General features: G+C 62.1%; 17 protein-coding genes. 6 read left to right on the forward strand and 11 right to left on the reverse strand.

Annotated elements, in window-relative coordinates; genetic code table 11:
* Window positions 1-6 precede the first annotated feature (6 nt).
* Window positions 7-1,197: a transglycosylase SLT domain-containing protein gene (locus ACS13N_RS11850; protein WP_438931842.1), complete on the forward strand. Its 1,191-nt coding sequence runs from the start codon at window positions 7-9 to the stop codon at window positions 1,195-1,197.
* 96 nt (window positions 1,198-1,293) lie between these two features.
* Here ACS13N_RS11850 and ACS13N_RS11855 read toward each other — a convergent pair whose 3' ends face one another.
* From ACS13N_RS11855 to ACS13N_RS11905, 11 genes are all read right to left on the reverse strand, one after another.
* Window positions 1,294-2,478 carry a pyridoxal phosphate-dependent aminotransferase gene (locus ACS13N_RS11855; RefSeq protein ID WP_438931843.1) on the reverse strand — a complete coding sequence of 395 codons (1,185 nt, stop codon included), beginning with the start codon at window positions 2,476-2,478 and terminating at the stop codon, window positions 1,294-1,296.
* A 45-nt stretch (window positions 2,479-2,523) separates the two neighbouring features.
* Complete coding sequence (gene nusB, locus ACS13N_RS11860; RefSeq protein ID WP_039597640.1) at window positions 2,524-2,991, reverse strand: transcription antitermination factor NusB; 468 nt, start codon at window positions 2,989-2,991, stop codon at window positions 2,524-2,526.
* A gap of 29 nt (window positions 2,992-3,020) precedes the next feature.
* Entirely contained in the window at window positions 3,021-3,515 is a 495-nt protein-coding gene (gene ribH, locus ACS13N_RS11865) for a 6,7-dimethyl-8-ribityllumazine synthase (RefSeq protein ID WP_021195252.1), read from the reverse strand.
* A 112-nt stretch (window positions 3,516-3,627) separates the two neighbouring features.
* On the reverse strand, window positions 3,628-4,770 hold the full coding sequence (gene ribBA / locus ACS13N_RS11870) for a bifunctional 3,4-dihydroxy-2-butanone-4-phosphate synthase/GTP cyclohydrolase II (RefSeq protein WP_438931844.1): 1,143 nt from the start codon (window positions 4,768-4,770) through the stop codon (window positions 3,628-3,630).
* A gap of 130 nt (window positions 4,771-4,900) precedes the next feature.
* Window positions 4,901-5,536, reverse strand: coding sequence for a riboflavin synthase (locus tag ACS13N_RS11875; protein ID WP_438931845.1), 636 nt, complete (start codon window positions 5,534-5,536; stop codon window positions 4,901-4,903).
* Between the two features lie 4 nt (window positions 5,537-5,540).
* Window positions 5,541-6,653 carry a bifunctional diaminohydroxyphosphoribosylaminopyrimidine deaminase/5-amino-6-(5-phosphoribosylamino)uracil reductase RibD gene (gene ribD / locus ACS13N_RS11880; RefSeq protein ID WP_438931846.1) on the reverse strand — a complete coding sequence of 371 codons (1,113 nt, stop codon included), beginning with the start codon at window positions 6,651-6,653 and terminating at the stop codon, window positions 5,541-5,543.
* A 24-nt stretch (window positions 6,654-6,677) separates the two neighbouring features.
* Entirely contained in the window at window positions 6,678-7,241 is a 564-nt protein-coding gene (locus ACS13N_RS11885; protein ID WP_438932841.1) for a GspH/FimT family pseudopilin, read from the reverse strand.
* Window positions 7,238-7,639, reverse strand: coding sequence for a type IV pilin protein (locus ACS13N_RS11890; RefSeq protein WP_438931847.1), 402 nt, complete (start codon window positions 7,637-7,639; stop codon window positions 7,238-7,240). The genes ACS13N_RS11885 and ACS13N_RS11890 overlap by 4 nt, the downstream gene beginning before the upstream one ends.
* Entirely contained in the window at window positions 7,639-8,415 is a 777-nt protein-coding gene (locus ACS13N_RS11895) for a pilus assembly PilX family protein (protein WP_438931848.1), read from the reverse strand. Before ACS13N_RS11895 ends, ACS13N_RS11890 begins: the two co-directional genes overlap by 1 nt.
* Before the next feature lie 29 nt (window positions 8,416-8,444).
* Window positions 8,445-9,377 (reverse strand): PilW family protein, encoded by a 933-nt coding sequence (locus ACS13N_RS11900; protein WP_438931849.1) that lies wholly within the window; start codon window positions 9,375-9,377, stop codon window positions 8,445-8,447.
* A gap of 1 nt (window position 9,378) precedes the next feature.
* On the reverse strand, window positions 9,379-9,573 hold the full coding sequence (locus ACS13N_RS11905; RefSeq protein WP_438931850.1) for a prepilin-type N-terminal cleavage/methylation domain-containing protein: 195 nt from the start codon (window positions 9,571-9,573) through the stop codon (window positions 9,379-9,381).
* Between the two features lie 628 nt (window positions 9,574-10,201).
* Here ACS13N_RS11905 and ACS13N_RS11910 point away from each other — a divergent pair.
* The 5 genes from ACS13N_RS11910 to ACS13N_RS11930 are packed head-to-tail and all read left to right on the forward strand — an operon-like array spanning window position 10,202 to window position 16,044.
* Complete coding sequence (locus ACS13N_RS11910) at window positions 10,202-10,747, forward strand: GspH/FimT family pseudopilin (protein WP_438931851.1); 546 nt, start codon at window positions 10,202-10,204, stop codon at window positions 10,745-10,747.
* Window positions 10,748-10,749: 2 nt separating this feature from the next.
* Window positions 10,750-11,280: a type IV pilus modification protein PilV gene (pilV, locus tag ACS13N_RS11915; RefSeq protein ID WP_438931852.1), complete on the forward strand. Its 531-nt coding sequence runs from the start codon at window positions 10,750-10,752 to the stop codon at window positions 11,278-11,280.
* Window positions 11,277-12,023, forward strand: coding sequence for a PilW family protein (locus tag ACS13N_RS11920; RefSeq protein ID WP_438931853.1), 747 nt, complete (start codon window positions 11,277-11,279; stop codon window positions 12,021-12,023). The genes pilV and ACS13N_RS11920 overlap by 4 nt, the downstream gene beginning before the upstream one ends.
* Entirely contained in the window at window positions 12,020-12,613 is a 594-nt protein-coding gene (locus ACS13N_RS11925; RefSeq protein WP_438931854.1) for a pilus assembly PilX family protein, read from the forward strand. The genes ACS13N_RS11920 and ACS13N_RS11925 overlap by 4 nt, the downstream gene beginning before the upstream one ends.
* Window positions 12,610-16,044 carry a pilus assembly protein gene (locus tag ACS13N_RS11930; protein ID WP_438932842.1) on the forward strand — a complete coding sequence of 1,145 codons (3,435 nt, stop codon included), beginning with the start codon at window positions 12,610-12,612 and terminating at the stop codon, window positions 16,042-16,044. The genes ACS13N_RS11925 and ACS13N_RS11930 overlap by 4 nt, the downstream gene beginning before the upstream one ends.
* Window positions 16,045-16,047 lie beyond the last annotated feature (3 nt).

Raw genomic sequence — 16,047 nt, forward strand, 5'->3', positions numbered from 1 at the left:
GTAAGTATGAACGGTTGGAAAACCCTTCATTCTTCCGGGATCGGATCGGCGCTGCAACGCCGGCTCGTTGCCCCGGTTGGCCGCCGCCTCGCGCGCGCTGGTCAAGTTGCGCTGCCTAGAAAGCTGCGCATGGAGTTGAACGCAGGGGGCGCTGCCGCGTCCCGCAATGAGTTGCATCCTGGCGTCCTGCTGGTGTTCCGTAGTGGGCATGTCGTGCTGAACAGCATTGGCGTGCTGGCTGTGGCGGCTGCGGTCGCGCTTTCGCTCAACGGCGAGTGGCGTGCTATGGCTGTTCAGCGCGTGCTGCATTTCACGCCGGGTGCGGACACCAATGTGGCTTCGGTCACGCCACCTGCCGTCTCGGCGGGTGTGGAGCCGGTTGCCTTTGCGCCGGCCGCACCATCGGCCGGCATGGGCGCCGCTCAGGCCGTCGCGCCTGCCACAGCTGCCCAGGCGGGTGGCACGGTGGCAGCTGCAGGCTGGGATTCGCTGTCCAAGGTGCCGTCCGTGGCCGAACTGGCTGCGCAGATTCCGAACACGCAGGTCGCTCGCGACGCGCGTGAGTCGGCAACCGCCGGTACGCCGCGTGAGCAGGCTGCCGTGGCCGAGTACATCGCCCGCAAGTACCGAGTGGCGGCCACCGCCACCGGTCAGCTGGTGAAGGCGGCCTACCAGACTGGCAAGGAAGTCGGCATCGATCCGCTGCTGATCCTGGGCGTGATGGCCATCGAGTCCAGCTTTAACCCGTTTGCCGAGAGTGGCATGGGTGCGCAGGGCCTGATGCAGGTGATGACCAAGGTCCACCAGGACAAGTATGAGGTGATGGGTGGCGTCAACGCCGCGCTCAACCCGTATGCCAACATCAAGGTCGGTGCACTGGTGCTGAAGGATTGCATCGCCCGCGGTGGTTCGATCGAAGGTGGTCTGAAGCTGTATGTTGGCGCGGTGACGCAAGGTGACGGCGGTTATGGCAGCAAGGTGCTGGCGGAGCGTTCGCGCCTGCGTATGGTGGCCACGGGCCACAAGTCGCCGGTGACGATGGCTTCCGAGCGTGAGCAGGTCAAGCCGGTCGCTGCTGCCACGCCCGTGACCCAGGCGGATGCGAAGACGCCGGCTGCAAAGCCGGCCGACAAGCAACCGGTTACCGGTCAGCAGGAAGAGGCGCGCTTGGACACCAAGCTGCAGGGCCAAGCCTGATTGGTAGAAGCTCTGTTCTTCTCTATATAGAGAGGGCAAAAAAAGGCCGTCCTTCGGGGCGGCCTTTTTGTTTGGGTGAGGCGAGAAGCCGCTAGCTCAACGCCCGAACAGCTTGCCAAGCCGCGCGACCGCTTCCTCAAGATGGTCCATCGCCGTGGCGTAGGACAGGCGGATGTAGTGGTGTGCCGTGTATGGCCCGAAATCCAGTCCCGGCACGAGCACCACGCCTGCTTCCTGCAGCATCGATTGCGTGAGGGCGTCGGCATCTGACGCGTGCGGGTGGTTCACGCCGCGGCAGTCCGCGTAGACATAGAACGCGCCGTCCGGCTTGACCGGCACCTTGAAGCCCAGCGATTCCAGCGCCGGCACAATGAAGTCGCGGCGGCGGCGAAACTCGGCCTTGCGGCCATCGTAGATGGCCAGCGCTTCCGGCTCGAAGCACGCCAGCGCCGCGTGCTGCGCCACGGCTGACGCGCAGATGAACAGGTTCTGCGCGACCTTCTCGAACTCGGGCACCAACTCGGTGGGTGCCACCAGCCAGCCGAGGCGCCAGCCGGTCATATTGAAATACTTCGAAAAGCTATTGATCGTGACGACATCGTCGCCGAACGACAGCGCAGAGACCGGTGCCTGGTCGTACGACAGGCCCTGATAGATCTCATCGACGATCGAGAAGCCGCCGCGAGCACGCACGGCCTCCACGATGCGCTGCAACTCGTCTGGCAGGATGGATGTGCCGGTCGGGTTGGAAGGTGAGGCCAGCAGCACACCCTGCGTGCGTGGGCCCCAATTGGCTTCGACCTGTTCGGTGGTCAACTGGAAGCGCTGCTCCGGCCCTGATGGAATCAGCTTCGCCACGCCATTGAAGGCAGCCACGAAATGCCGGTTGCACGGATAGCTCGGGTCGGGCATCAGCACCTCGCCGCCAATTTCCACCAGCACCGCGCACGCCAGCAGCAGTGCCGCCGACGCGCCAGCCGTCACGATGATGCGCTCGGGCGTAATGTCGAGGCCGTAAGTAGTCTGGTAATAGCGGGCGATGGCCTCGCGTAGCGGGCGGATGCCCAGCGCGCCGGTGTACTGCGTCACACCGCGCCGCATGGCATCGGCTGCGGCCTGCACGACGGGCTCGGCGGCGGTGAAGTCCGGCTCGCCGATGCCCATGTGGATGATGCTGCGCCCCGCCAGCTCCAGCTCGCGGGCCTGCTTGGCCAACTCCATCACGTGAAAGGCGCGGATATTGGCCAGCCGGGCGGCTGTCTGCAGGCGGTGGGCGTCCATCTTGAAGCGAAGCTAAAGGGGTACAGAGAACAGCAAACGCCGGAATTACCGGCGGGCGGCAACCTCGACGGCACGCACCTGGGCGGCCAGCTTGTCCAGCACCCCGTTGACGTACTTGTAGCCTTCTACGCCACCAAAGGTCTTGGTCAGTTCTACGGCTTCGTTGATCACGACCTTGTACGGGATGTCGACGCAGTGCACGAGTTCGTACGCGCCCACCAGCAGGGCCGCGCGCTCAACCGGCGACAGCTCGGCAACCGGGCGGTCCAGAAATGGCGTGAAGCTCTCCGTCAGCGTGGTCTCTTCACGGATCGCGCCGTGCAGCAGGGCGTCGAAGTGCGCGCGGTCGGCCTTGTTGAAGCCTTGCGCATCCTGCAGGTGTGCTTCGACCACGCCCGGGTCGTTGCGGTTGAGCAACCATTGGTACAGGCCCTGCAGCGCCAGCTCGCGCGCACGGCGGCGCGCGCTCTTGGCAGGGGCTTTGGTCTTGGCCTGGGAATTGTCTTGCGTCATGGGAAAAGCCTTTGCGCGAACAGCTGCGCTTATTCGTTCTCTTCGTCTTGGCCGTGATCCTGCAGACCGTCGAGGTCGCTGGTCAGGTTGGCCATTTCAACGGCGGCACGGGCGCAGTCGCGGCCCTTTTCGCGGGTGCGGGCGTGGGCCTGGGCGTCGGTGTCGGTGGTCAGGATGCCGTTGGCGATGGCGATGTTGAAGTCCAGGCCGACGCGCGTGATGCCGGCGGCGGATTCGTTGGACACCAGCTCGAAGTGGTACGTCTCGCCGCGGATCACGGCGCCCAGTGCGATCAGTGCATCGAACTGGCCCGATTCAGCCATCTTCTGCAGTGCCAGTGGGGCTTCCAGTGCGCCCGGCACGGTCACCAGCAGCACGTCTTCGCCGGCTACGCCGAGCTGTTCGAGTTCAGCGACGCAAGCTTCGCGCAGCGCTTCGCACACGGGTTCGTTAAAGCGTGCCTGAACGATGCCGATGCGCAGACCTTCGCCGTCGAGATTGGTCGGGTAGAAGCCGTGTTCCATGGTGTGTTCCGGTTAGGGTTGCCTGAGGTTGTCCATCTGGCAACGTCAGAAATCGAGAAAAAGGCGAAAAGGAGAAAACCAGCGCGGCAGCCGGAGCTGCCGCAGGAAAGCATCAGTGCTTGGTTGCCGTCGTTGCATCCGGCAGGGTTTCTGACGACTCGGCCATCGACTGATAGGCCGTCACTTCCAGATCGTAGCCGGTCATGCTCGGCAGCTTGAGTGGCGAAGCCAGCACACGCATCTTGCCGACACCCACATCCTTGAGGATCTGCGCGCCAATACCGTAGATGCGCGGATCGGGTTTGCTGCGTGGGCGTTCATGCGGGGCGTCCAGCGCGGTGAACTGGGTGAACAGGCGGTCCGGCGAGTCACCGCAGTTGAGCAGCACGACCACGCCGGCTGGGGCGGCCTGCACGGCGCGCAGAGCGGCTGGCACGCTCCACGAGTGTGTGGTGCGCTGGCATTCGAGCAGATCCAGCACCGACAGCGGCTCGTGCACGCGCACAAGCGTCTCGGTGCCCGGCGTCGGGTCACCCTTGACCAGCGCCAGGTGGGCGCGGCCGGCAGCGTGGTCGCGGAAAGCTACGGCACGGAAGGTGCCGAACTGCGTTTCCATGGTGCGCTCGCCGACGCGCTCGACAATGCTCTCGGTGCGGCTTCGGTATTGGATCAGGTCGGCAATCGTGCCGATCTTCAGGCCGTGCTTCTTGGCGAACTCCACCAGGTCCGGCAGGCGGGCCATGGTGCCGTCGTCCTTCAGAATCTCGCAGATCACGCCGGCGGGCGTCAGGCCAGCCATCGCGGTCAGGTCGCAACCGGCTTCAGTGTGGCCGGCGCGCATCAGCACACCACCCTTTTGGGCACGCAGCGGGAAGATGTGGCCCGGATTCACCAAGTCTGCCGGTTTGGCATTCTTGGCGGCTGCCACCTGGATGGTGCGTGCACGGTCGGCGGCGGAAATGCCGGTCGTCACCCCTTCGGCCGCCTCGATCGATACGGTGAAGTTGGTGCCGAACTGCGTGCCGTTGCGGCTCGCCATCATCGGCAGGTCGAGCTGGTCGCAGTGTTCTTCGGTGAGCGTCAGGCACACCAAGCCGCGCGCGTGCGTGACCATGAAGTTGATGGCTTCCGGTGTGACGTAATCGGCCGCCAGAATCAGGTCGCCTTCGTTCTCACGGTCTTCCTCGTCGACCAGGATGACCATCCGTCCGGCGCGGATTTCGGCAATGATTTCTTCGACTGTGGCGATCGACATGGCGTAACTAGGGGTGCGCGCCGCCGATCAACCCCCGTTTGGTGACCGTGCGACTGCGTAAATGGGAAGCCCGCTATTGTACGCCAAGGCGGCCGAGGAGACCCCCGCTTGTCCCCACCCCGGCTGGGGCTCAAACGGTGGCGGGCTGGGCGAGCGTGGTGTGGCTCAGCATGCGCTCCACATACCGGGCGATCAGGTCGATTTCCAGGTTGACCTGGCTGCCTGCCTTCAGGTGCTTGAGCGTGGTCACGGCCACCGTGTGCGGGATCAGGTTGATCGAGAACTCGCAGCCGTCGGCGTCGTCGCGCACGCTGTTGACCGTCAGCGATACCCCGTTGACCACCACGGAGCCCTTGTAGGCCAGATACTTGCCCAAAGCCGGCGCGGCGCGTATGCGCAGTTCGTGCGATTCGTTCACGGGCGCGAAATGTGTGACGGTACCCAGGCCGTCCACGTGGCCCGACACGAGATGCCCACCGATGTGGTCGGCCAGGCGCAGGGCCTTCTCCAGATTCACTTCGCCCGGGTGCTCCAGACCGACCGTTTTCGACAGCGATTCGCGCGAGACATCTACGTCGAACTGCGTATCGGTCTTGGCGACGACGGTCATGCATGCGCCCTGGATGGCGATCGAATCGCCCAGCGCGACGTCGGCCAGCGGCAGGCCACCCGAGTTGATGGACAGGCGCACGCCTGCATCTGCGTGGGTGCCAAGCGGCGTGACGGTTTCAATGCGGCCAACTGCGGCGACGATTCCAGTGAACATAGTGTCAGTCTGTCGGGTTGCGGCGCGCCAGGATGCGAAGGTCGCCCCCGATGCGCGAGATGTCGTGAAAGAAGAATTCGGCCGCGCCTTCCAGCGTCTGCAGCGGCCCCATGTTGAACATGCCCTGGCCGGAGCCGAGCACCTTGGGCGCCAGGTAGACGAGGATCTCGTCGACCAGCCCTTCGCGCAGCAAGGAGCCGTTGAGCTTGAAGCCGGCCTCGACGTGCAGCTCGTTGATTTCGCGGCGGCCCAACTCGCGCAGCATGGCTGCCAGATCGACCTTGCCTGCAGCATTGGGCAGGAGGACGACCTCCGCGCCGCGTTCGGCCAAGGCGCGCATGCGGCCGGCTTCGGGCTGGGCGGCAAAGATCAGCGTCGGCTCGTGGTGGCCATCCGTGGTGAGGATGTGCGCATCGAGCGGCACGTCCAGGGCTGAGTCGACCAGCACGCGGCGCGGCTGGCGCGGCGTGGTGACGGCACGCACGGTCAGGCGTGGGTTGTCTTCCCGCACCGTGCCGATGCCGGTGAGGATGGCGCAGGCCCGTGCGCGCCAGCGATGGCCGTCGTTACGCGCCTCGGTTTCGGTAATCCACTGGCTGATGCCGTTGTCGAGCGCCGTGCGGCCGTCCAGCGATGCGCCCACCTTCACGCGCACCCACGGCGTGCCGCGCGTCATGCGCGAGACAAAGCCGATATTCAGTTCGCGTGCTTCGCGCTCCAGCAGGCCGCAGCGCACATCGACGCCGGCGTCCCGCAGTTTCTGCAGGCCGCGTCCGGAAACAGTGGGGTTCGGGTCTTCCATCGCGGCCACTACGCGGGCGATGCCGGCTTCAACCAGGCGGTCAGCGCAGGGCGGGGTGCGTCCGAAATGGCTGCACGGCTCCAGCGTCACATAGGCGGTAGCGCCGCGCACATCCTGGCCGCGCGACTGGGCGTCCTTGATGGCTTGAATTTCGGCGTGGTCCTGGCCGGCGGGCTGTGTGTAGCCTTCGCCGATGACAGTGTCGCCGTGCACAATCACGCAGCCTACGCGCGGGTTGGGTGTGGTGGTGAAGAGTCCATTCTCGGCCAGCCCCAGGGCGCGCTGCATCATGGCGTGGTCGAAATCGGAAAACATGGGCAGAGAAACGGGGCGGTTGGGTTAAGAGTCGGCGCCGGTGTCAGTGCATGTGGTGTCGTTGGCCGGATCGCAGATGCGGGCGCGGCCCGCCAAGCTGATCTTGACGCGACGGACATGCGTTCCGGATGCGATGGTCAGCGTGCCGCCAAACTGAGCGCCGTTGAGCTGTCGTGAGTATCCCACAGGTGCATAGGAAAGGGTGTCCACGCCCCGTCTCGAGCCCCGGAAGGTCATTTCGGCCGGCGGAATCATCGGCGGTGATACGGTCATCAGAATGCTATTGGCGTCGGGCTCGCGCGGTGCCTCTTGCTGCCCGGGTGCCGATGTCTGATAGAGCGCCCATCCGGATTTCCAGCGCTGCGCTGCGTTGAGCGGGCCAAGGTGAACCCACACGTGTTGATTGCGCGACAGGGTTTGCGCCAGTGAAATGGCGCTCGCAAAGCGGTCTGCCAGGACGATGACGGTTTCGCGTTGCCACCAGTTCAATCCGGCAGGCGCGGCGAACACCGCCAGGATGGACACAACGCTCAAGACGACGACCAGTTCGGCCAGCGTGAACCCGGCACGCGAACGAAGATATTTCATGGCCAACACGCGTGTGATGCCGATTGGCGCGTATCGCCAATCTGCGTGAACCGCTCGCCGTTGCTGCGCAGGATGAGCGTGCCGCAGGCGGTGTCTGGCTCCACGGGTTGCGCTGCCACTTCTATGCAATGCGCGGAGGCGCGGCCTGCGCATGGGCTGGCGAGCAGACGGTAGCCTGGAGCGTGCTCTGAGAGGCGGGCGGGTGCCGTGTCTTTGCCCGTGTGGGCATGCAGCCGCTCCAACTCAGTCATGGCCGCGATCAAGGCTGCACGCGCCGAGGCTCGTTGCGCGCGCTCGCGATGGTTCCCCCACGTTTGCACGGCCACTCCGGCCAGCAAAGCAGCGGCGGCCAGTGCGATCGTGAGGTCGACGAGCGTGAACGCGGCTTCGTGACGCATCAGCGTGTGCCTTCTTCAATCAGTTCACGCCAGCTCAAGCGAGCCAGCTTGAGGGTGTGTGTCTGGGTTGTGGTGGTGTGTGGCGGGTCGCCGCCGGTTGTCCAGTGTGTTGTGTGAACGGTTTGCACTATTGTGCGGTCAGGGCGGACGACTGGCAGCGCGGGTTCAATAGCGACGTATGGTGTCGATGCCTGACTCGACACCCGTGGGCGAAAGACCGTTTGCAGCACGACATACACGGCAGGGTCGGCGCCGAAACCTGCGGCCGTGATGCGATACAACCAGGGCAGCGATATCTCGCCGGCTTGCGTGACTTGGCCGGGCCACTGGTCGGGAATGGGCTCGATGACGTAGCGCGCGACACGAGCCGACATGCGCTCACTGACTGGGGTCGGGGTAGGTAAGCCAACTGGCATGCCAAGGGAGATTGCATCCAGCAGCCCCGCCAGTTCCCAGAGCGATTGATCAGGTCGGGGCCGGCACAACCCGAGCGTGTTACCGCTGCCGCAGGCTCCGGCGACAAAGCCCGGCAACGAGAAGGGATTGAGGGCAACGATGCGCTCTTGTGGCAAGGCAACGGCGCATTCCGAAGGGGCTGGCGTGTCGGTGACGACAGACAGTTCGCACTCCGCCGCAGTCAGCGCATGCTCTGCGGCGTATTTGGCCAAGGCGTGGTCGGCGGTGAGGGAGGTGCGCTGCCGCTGATCCAGTACCACATGGAACGTCGCCATCGTCAGCAGGCCGAGCAACGCCACTGCTGCCATCACGATCATCATCGAGAAGCCGTGTTCCCGGGGGCTACAGGTCAGCATACGTCGACGTCGCAGGCGAGTGGATTGCGCAAGCGCACAGTCGCCGTGAAGAGGGCCCGGCGGCGCTGAGGTTGGGTAGGGGTGAATCCCAAGTCCTGCGCGTTGGTTCCTGTCGGTTGGCGAAGGTGGGGAAACAGCGCCAGCGTCGGCGCGGGTTTGCCAGCGGAGTTCGGGTCGTTGTCGTTGCCGCGTACGACCAACGCGATATGTACGGCTTGCACGCGGCGCCACTGATCGGGGGTGAGTGCCCGGGCTGACAGTGTGGTGGTTGAGGTGCCGTCGGGTGTGCCGACCGCGTACAGGAGTTGCATCGTTTCAACGCCGCGGACCATACCGTTGGATGTCCAGGCATTGGCAGCGATCTGACCAGATTGATGTGCTCGCGAGCGGCACATCAACTGTGGCTCGTTGTCGGGTGCCCTGGAGAGGTACAGCAACATGTATCCGGGGCGCAAATCACTGCCACCTCCCTGGACTTGTTCTGTCACACCGTAGCCGGAGCAATCGGTGACGCTGTTGTCTGCGCGTTGAGGCGAGGTCGACATGTTGCGGCCCGCAAAGCGCACCAGCACTGCGTCGCTGCTTCGGATGCCACTGGAGCCGCAATCCAGGTTTTCAGCCTCCCGTGGGGTGCAGTTGTCCGCGCCTTGGATGGAGGGCGGTGCCTTGGCATCGGGCCACATGCGCGCACGTGGTGGTGCCGGCGTATCCGTCACCCACCCCGCTTGCTGCAGCGCGGTTGTCAGCAATTCCAGCGCTTGCGTGCCGCGATCTTCGATCAGGGCCTCGTCGGTGACGCGTTGATAGCGCGCGCGAGCAAGGAGCGTGAGTTGGAGCGCGATGCCGAGCACGATCAGACCGACCAACGTGCCGATCAGCAACTCGACCAGCGTCGCGCCCCGCGAGGCGTGGGATAGGCGACGCATGTCAGCGCGAGTCTGCGGTTTCGATTCGGGTGCTTTGTGTGCGGACTTCGGCCGATAGCTGGCGCAGGCTCTGGCTGGTCGTTTCCATGCGCTCAAGCGCTGCCAGTGCGCCTGCGGCACAGAGTGACAGCAGGGCTAGCGCAACGAGGGATTCGATCAGGATGGCGCCGTGCTGGCGGAGGGGGCGGGAGGGCATGCGTCGGTAGTGCGCTTGACGGAGCCGCTCAAGTTAGTGTGAATCTGGCCGTATAAGTGTCATATCTGGTCAATACCCTCCTTGGTGGTCTGGCAAGGCGCCCGCTCATAGTGCGCCCGCGTTTGCGTTTCACTGTCAATCGTTGGATTTTCGTCAAAGCCGACTTGCTCGAACCCTGCTATCGAGTAGGGGGTTGTTGACACTTTTTGACTAATTCCCCACTATTTCGGTGGGTGCGTCAGCCTGCGCTTTTTTGCCGGGCAGACCATCGTGTTCAGCGGGGGCTGAATGCGGCCCAACAAAAGAACTCGGGAAGTTCAGAAATCAGCAGCGCACGCGATAACGATTGCGTCGTGACTGCCGCATAACAAAATGTCGGGGGTAAATATGCACAACGGGATTTCGCCTACCGGGCGATACGGGTTTCCAGTCGGTCAGCTGTTGCACTGACATGGCGGCTGCGGTCCGCAATCATCTAGCCGCGCGTCATCAATCGTCTTCACGCAGCACCGGGCATGTATGCCAAGAGGTGAGGTGTGGCGGCGGCTTCGGCATTTGTGCCGGACGCGCGTCGCGCGATATGCAGGCGCAACCTGATCTCCTGCCTCGCATGGGGCGGGCGGGGCGTATGCGGTCGCGTCGATCCCGTGGCGTCACGATGGTCGAGATCATCATTACCCTCGCAATCGTCGCCATTCTGGCGGTGATCGCCGTGCCGTCATTCACCGGCACGATTCAGCGGGCGCGCACGCAATCCGAGGCGAATTCCCTGGTCAACGACCTCCAGTTCGCCCGTAGCGAAGCGATCAAGCGTGGTTTGCCGGTCAGCCTGTGTGCTTCGTCTGATGGCGCAACGTGCACGAACGCAAATGCTTGGGACAGGGGCTGGATCGTATTTAACGATGACAACGGTTCCGGAGCCATTGATACGTCGACTGACAAGGTGTTGCGGGCGCGGGCCCCTTTCACTAGCAGCGATACGTTTACCGCGACCACGACCTCAACGACCAAATCGTTGACGTATAGCCGTGACGGCTTTGCAATGAACTTGCCGAACAACGGCGCATTCAAGGTGACGTTGAGCACGACTTCGCCCGCGAATGCCACGGCAACACGCTGCGTGAGCGTCAACATGGTTGGGCGCGCGGTGCACACGGGGGGCGCATGCAGCTGAATATGAAACGGCGCCAAGCCGGCGTCTCGCTGATCGAAGTGTTGATCACCATGGTGGTGATCGGTGTGGGCTTGCTGGGTTTGGCCAAGATTCAGGCGGCGGCGGTTAACAACACCCAGATCACACGTGTCCGGTCCTTGATGGCGATGCAGACGGAGGCTTTGTCTGCCGCCATGCACGGCAACAAGGCGTATTGGGCGGCGGGTTTGGCGCCCGCCTCGTTTACTGTGACTGGTGCCAACACGGTCACGGATTCCTCGGGTGTGCTGAATGCCACCGTGGCGAGTTGTGCGAGCGGTTGTACCCCGCAGCAGATGGCGGCCTATGACGTGAAGACCTGGGCGTCCGCCATGAATGATCACTTCCCAAGCTATTTCGCAACCGTGAACTGCACGACCACCACGGGTGTACCGGTCAGCTGCAACATCACGGTGACGTGGTCTGAAAAATACACGGCCATCAATAGCACGACTGCAGCGTCGGGCGTGACGACGGCGTCCACTCAGAGCTTTACTGTCTACGTCCAGCCATGAACACGACACTGACGACGTCCCGTACAAGGCTCGCCGGTAGGCAGGCAGGCTCGAGCTTGATCGAAATTCTGATCGCCATGGTCATCGGGCTATTCCTGATGGCGGGCGTGGTGGTGGTGTTCGTGAACTTGAAGAACACGTTCACGAGTCAGGATCAGCTCGCGCAGTTGCAGGACAACGAGCGCTTGGCGCTGACTGTGTTGACCTCGACGGTCCAGTCGGCGGGTTACTACCCCGATCCCGTCAATAGCACTGCACTTGCATCGCTACCGGCTTCGACCAACGCAGTCTATGGGTCGCTGGTGGCAGGGCAGCCGATTGCTGGCACGTCGGGTGCATCTGGTGCAAATGACGTGCTGACAACGCAGTTCGCAACGGCTAGCGGCGACGGCATCATGAACTGCTGGGGCCAGACCAACACCAGCGGTAGCGGTCAGGTCTACATCAATACGTTCTCGATCAGTGCAAACAATGAGCTGCAGTGTTCGTTGAATGGCGCGAACCCCGTCCCGTTGGTCAGCGGTGTGTCCGGCTTCAAGGTGACGTACGGCGTCGATAGCAACAACAATCGCAGTGCAGATACCTATATGAGCGCGAGCCAGGTAGCCGCAGGTGGCCTGTGGTCATCCGTGCGTACGGTGCAGATCCAGCTGACCTTCCTTCCGCCGTTCAAAAAACCAGATGGGACCAGTCCTCCAGCCATTCCATGGCTTCAGACCATCAGCCTGATGGGTCAGATATGAGCAAGACGATGCGTTCATCCGGCGCTTTGCGTCACAGGGATCAGGGCTACACGCTCGTCATCGGGCTGGTGCTGTTGGTCGTGCTCACGTTGTTTGCCGTGAGCATGCTGCGCAGCTTTGGTTTGCAGGAACGTATTGCCGCCAATACGCGTGACAAGCAGCGTGCGGTTGAGGCCGCGCAGAGTGCCTTGCAATACGGGGAGTGGTGGCTTTCTCAGGGCAACGGTGCGGCTGGCGGTGTCGCGTGCTCGGGGGTAACCAACGCCAACACGTTGTCTGCGATGCGGGTCTGCTCTACCGCATTGACCAATCCCACTACGCTGCCGTGGAGTGTGCGATCCGACTATCTGCCGCCGCTAATGACGGCCAGCGGTGGCGGTGGCCTGGCCACAGCAAGTTCGCCGGCTGGCGACATCAACTATGCCAACAAGCCCGGCATGTACATCAGTTACATGGGTCTGACGCCGAACGGCCTCGGGCAGCTCTTCCGTGTCACCGCGTTTGGCTATGGTGGCGATTCGGCAACCGCAGCTGTGGTGCAGAGCACCTACCAAATCACGACGGGCGCCAAAGATCTGGGGCAACAATAATGGAAAAGATCCAACGGATTGTCTTGTTTGCGACGGTGGCGTTATTGCCCGGGGTGTCGCGTGCGCAGCAGGTCATCAGCGATACGTTGACCGGCACAACTTCGACTGCCAAATGGTTCTCCCTGAACGGGGCATGCCTGACTGCCGGGACTAATCCTGTCTATGACCCCAACACGAATCCAATTCCTGGGTGTTCGGGGCTGGCCTACTACACCCAGAAGAATTCCACGTTGGTTGGTGGCGTTAACGGAACGTTTCCTGAGGCAGCCGGGTCAGGCGCACTGCGTTTGACTAATGGAGACACGGGCAAGGGCACGAATGGCAATAGCCAGAACGGTGCTGTCGTTTCGAACTTCACCATTCCTACGAACCAAGGGGTGCAGGTCACGTTCACCACGGTGACATATGGTGGCAATGCTTATAAAAACTCCGCCGGCGTTGGCTCTGGTGCGGATGGGATTGGGTTCTTCCTGTCCGATGGCTCATTGAAACAAGCCGATGGCAAAACGGATCTGATTACGGTTGGTGCACTGGGTGGTAGCTTGGGGTACAGCTGCTCGAACGTAAACGGTGTGTATGACGGTGTGGCTGGAGGCTACATTGGTCTTGGCATTGACGAGTTCGGTAATTTCTCGAATTCGGGCGACAACACCAGTTCAGGCGCAGGGGGATCGAAGCCTAGTCGGATCAGTCTGCGAGGAGCAGGTAATACCAACTGGCTGAATTTGAGCACCAAGTACGCTAAGTACTATCCGTCATCGGGTTTGGCGGTGTCGCAACAGACAGCCGTTCAGTCAACTTGCAAGGCCGGTTACCTGTACAACTACAGCGGCTCGACGCAAACCGACGCGAACAACCAGCGCATTGGCAGCGGCTATCAGACGACAGAGAAGCTGCCATACAACTACAACTACATCACGGGCAAAGATCTCGGTATCTCGATCGCCAACCAGCAAGCTGTTTCGAACCCGACGCGTGCAAACGGGGTTCCGATCACTTATGGGATCAGCATTACGCAGGACGGCATTTTGAACGTGTCATACAGCGTGAACGGTGGCACGACTCAGACGGTGATCAAGGATCAAAGCATCACCGCACAAAACGGGCCATTGCCGCCATCGTTCCGTTTCGGTTTCTCGGCCGGTACGGGTAGCGGGAGCAATATTCACGAGATCACTTGTTTCAAGGCTGCGCCAATTGGGCAGTCGAGTAGTTCGGCGGGGACCAACGTTCAGCAATCGGCACGGGTTGAGGCTGGCACACAGGTCTACCTTGCGTACTACCACCCGACGAACTGGTGGGGCGAACTGACTGCACAAAATCTAATGATGGATCCCGTGACGGGCATCGTCACCATCAACGGTACGGCGAATTGGAACGCAAGTTGCAAGCTGACCGGTGGGGCATGTCAGGCAATGGGTTCAAACGTGACGGTCACGGCGCAAGCGCCGACAGCACGCAACATCTTGACCTGGAACGATGCGTCGCGCGTGGGCATTCCGTTTGAGTGGGCAAATTTGACCTCTGCGCAGCAGCAGGTGCTTACAGCGGGTGATAGCAGCGCTACCGCCGACCGTTTGTCCTACTTGCGTGGCGATCGTACGAAAGAGGTTGCCACTGGCGGATCGTTCCGGACCCGGGCAGGAGTGCTGGGCGATATCATGAATTCCAGCCCGACCTGGGTGGGCGCGCCTTCTGCCCCATACAACGGCCCGTGGGTGGATGCGCTGAATGCTTCGGCAACTCCGGCCGAGCCAGCAGGAAGCTACGCGGCCTTCAAAAGTCAGTATGCAACTCGGCAGAACGTTGTCTATGTTGGTGCCAACGACGGCATGTTGCATGGTTTTCGTGCTGGTGCCTACGATGCCACGGGCAACTTTGTCGGGAACTCGGCGAGTACGCCGAACGATGGTGCTGAGGCTATCGCATACATGCCGGCAACGGTGTTGAACACGATCCACAGTACTGACAGCAACCTCGATTTCAGTGCGACGGCGTACACACACAATCTGTATGTCGATGCGACGCCTGGCACGGGGGAGCTGTTTTACAACGGTGCTTGGCACACATGGCTGGTCGGTGGCCTGGGTGGCGGTGGCAATGCCACCGGTGCGATTGGGGACAACACGAGCCAGGGTTCGGGGGCGATTTACGCGCTCGACATCACCAATCCTTCTACTTTTACCGAGGGCAATGCCGGTTCGTTGGTGGTGGGCGAGTGGTCGTCGTCTACGATCACATGTTCCAACGTCGCAAACTGCGGTCAGTATCTCGGTAGCACCTATGGCACGCCCGTCATTCGTCGTCTGCACAACGGCTACTGGGCAGTTCTGTTCGGTAATGGGCTGAACAGCCAGCAGGGTAGCGCGGGCCTATTTGTCATGTTGGTTAATCCCAGCGATGGCACAAAGACGTTTTATTACTTCGATACCGGCGCCGGCCCCAGCGGAAGCACTAAGAACGGGATTGCGTACGTGACCCCGGCAGATCTTGATGGCGACCACATTACTGACTATGTGTACGCGGGCGATTTGCTGGGCAACGTATGGCGTTTTGACTTGACTTCGGCAAACCCATCTTCGTGGGCGGCATCTTCGTCGCCTCTGTTTACGACCTCGACCGGCCAGCCGATTACCAGCAAGGTAGCTGTGGCTTCGATCCCCGGCACCGGTACTGGTCAGCCGCGCGTGCTTGTGAGTTTCGGCACCGGGCAAGCGTTGCCGCAAACGCTGACAGCGGCGGCCACGTATTCGAAGACTGTGCAGGCGCTCTACGGTATTTGGGATTGGGACATGAGTGCCTGGAATAGCAAGGCATCAGCATCCGCGCGATATGCGTCGCTCACCGGGCCGCAGAATGTTACGACAACATCGCTGCTAACCCAGAACATTACTGCGCAATCGACTAGCTCCGCTAACACTCCTTCGTACCGGACTGTCAGCAACAATAAGGTGTGCTGGCAAGGATCGACTGCATGTGGCAGTGGCAATACCCAGTATGGCTGGACGCTGCCGTTGCCAAGTACGACCACGGGATCGGGAGCTACAGCTGTCACCAACTATGAGCAGGTCGTCTACAACCCGACGCTTGCCTACGGCATGTTCATCGTCAACACGACCATCCCGGCGGTGCAGCAGGTGCTGTCCTGCACGTCGACACCGGCTTCGGGATATACGATGGCCGTGGCGGTAGGCTCAGGCGGTGCAGCGTCGCAATCCTTCTTTGGCGATAACAACAACAACTTCCCGACTTACAACGGCGGCATTGTGAGTGGTATTGGCTTGAGCGCTACCGGTACGCCGTCGATCGTGACCGCAAACAAGCTGCCTTATCTGGTGCAGCAGACCACCACCGGTACAGGTGTCGTCAACCAGATCAACCCGGGTGCTGCCGGTGTCGGCTCGCGTCTGAACTGGGTCAAGCTGCGTTAAACC

It is taken from the genome of Ralstonia sp. 24A2, from assembly GCF_051783885.1.
Classification (GTDB): Bacteria; Pseudomonadota; Gammaproteobacteria; order Burkholderiales; family Burkholderiaceae; genus Ralstonia.

What these genes read in the sequence shown, in the direction of transcription:
- ACS13N_RS11910 (WP_438931851.1), top strand. Translation starts at nt 10,202, where the DNA reads ATGCGGTCGCGTCGATCCCGTGGCGTCACGATGGTCGAGATCATCATT.
- ACS13N_RS11895 (WP_438931848.1), bottom strand. Translation starts at nt 8,415, where the DNA reads ATGATGATCGTGATGGCAGCAGTGGCGTTGCTCGGCCTGCTGACGATG.
- ribH (WP_021195252.1), bottom strand. Translation starts at nt 3,515, where the DNA reads ATGGAACACGGCTTCTACCCGACCAATCTCGACGGCGAAGGTCTGCGC.
- ribBA (WP_438931844.1), bottom strand. Translation starts at nt 4,770, where the DNA reads ATGTCGATCGCCACAGTCGAAGAAATCATTGCCGAAATCCGCGCCGGA.
- ACS13N_RS11890 (WP_438931847.1), bottom strand. Translation starts at nt 7,639, where the DNA reads ATGCGTCACGAAGCCGCGTTCACGCTCGTCGACCTCACGATCGCACTG.
- ACS13N_RS11885 (WP_438932841.1), bottom strand. Translation starts at nt 7,241, where the DNA reads ATGAAATATCTTCGTTCGCGTGCCGGGTTCACGCTGGCCGAACTGGTC.
- ACS13N_RS11855 (WP_438931843.1), bottom strand. Translation starts at nt 2,478, where the DNA reads ATGGACGCCCACCGCCTGCAGACAGCCGCCCGGCTGGCCAATATCCGC.
- ribD (WP_438931846.1), bottom strand. Translation starts at nt 6,653, where the DNA reads ATGTTTTCCGATTTCGACCACGCCATGATGCAGCGCGCCCTGGGGCTG.
- ACS13N_RS11875 (WP_438931845.1), bottom strand. Translation starts at nt 5,536, where the DNA reads ATGTTCACTGGAATCGTCGCCGCAGTTGGCCGCATTGAAACCGTCACG.
- ACS13N_RS11920 (WP_438931853.1), top strand. Translation starts at nt 11,277, where the DNA reads ATGAACACGACACTGACGACGTCCCGTACAAGGCTCGCCGGTAGGCAG.
- pilV (WP_438931852.1), top strand. Translation starts at nt 10,750, where the DNA reads ATGAAACGGCGCCAAGCCGGCGTCTCGCTGATCGAAGTGTTGATCACC.
- ACS13N_RS11850 (WP_438931842.1), top strand. Translation starts at nt 7, where the DNA reads ATGAACGGTTGGAAAACCCTTCATTCTTCCGGGATCGGATCGGCGCTG.
- ACS13N_RS11925 (WP_438931854.1), top strand. Translation starts at nt 12,020, where the DNA reads ATGAGCAAGACGATGCGTTCATCCGGCGCTTTGCGTCACAGGGATCAG.
- ACS13N_RS11905 (WP_438931850.1), bottom strand. Translation starts at nt 9,573, where the DNA reads ATGCCCTCCCGCCCCCTCCGCCAGCACGGCGCCATCCTGATCGAATCC.
- nusB (WP_039597640.1), bottom strand. Translation starts at nt 2,991, where the DNA reads ATGACGCAAGACAATTCCCAGGCCAAGACCAAAGCCCCTGCCAAGAGC.
- ACS13N_RS11900 (WP_438931849.1), bottom strand. Translation starts at nt 9,377, where the DNA reads ATGCGTCGCCTATCCCACGCCTCGCGGGGCGCGACGCTGGTCGAGTTG.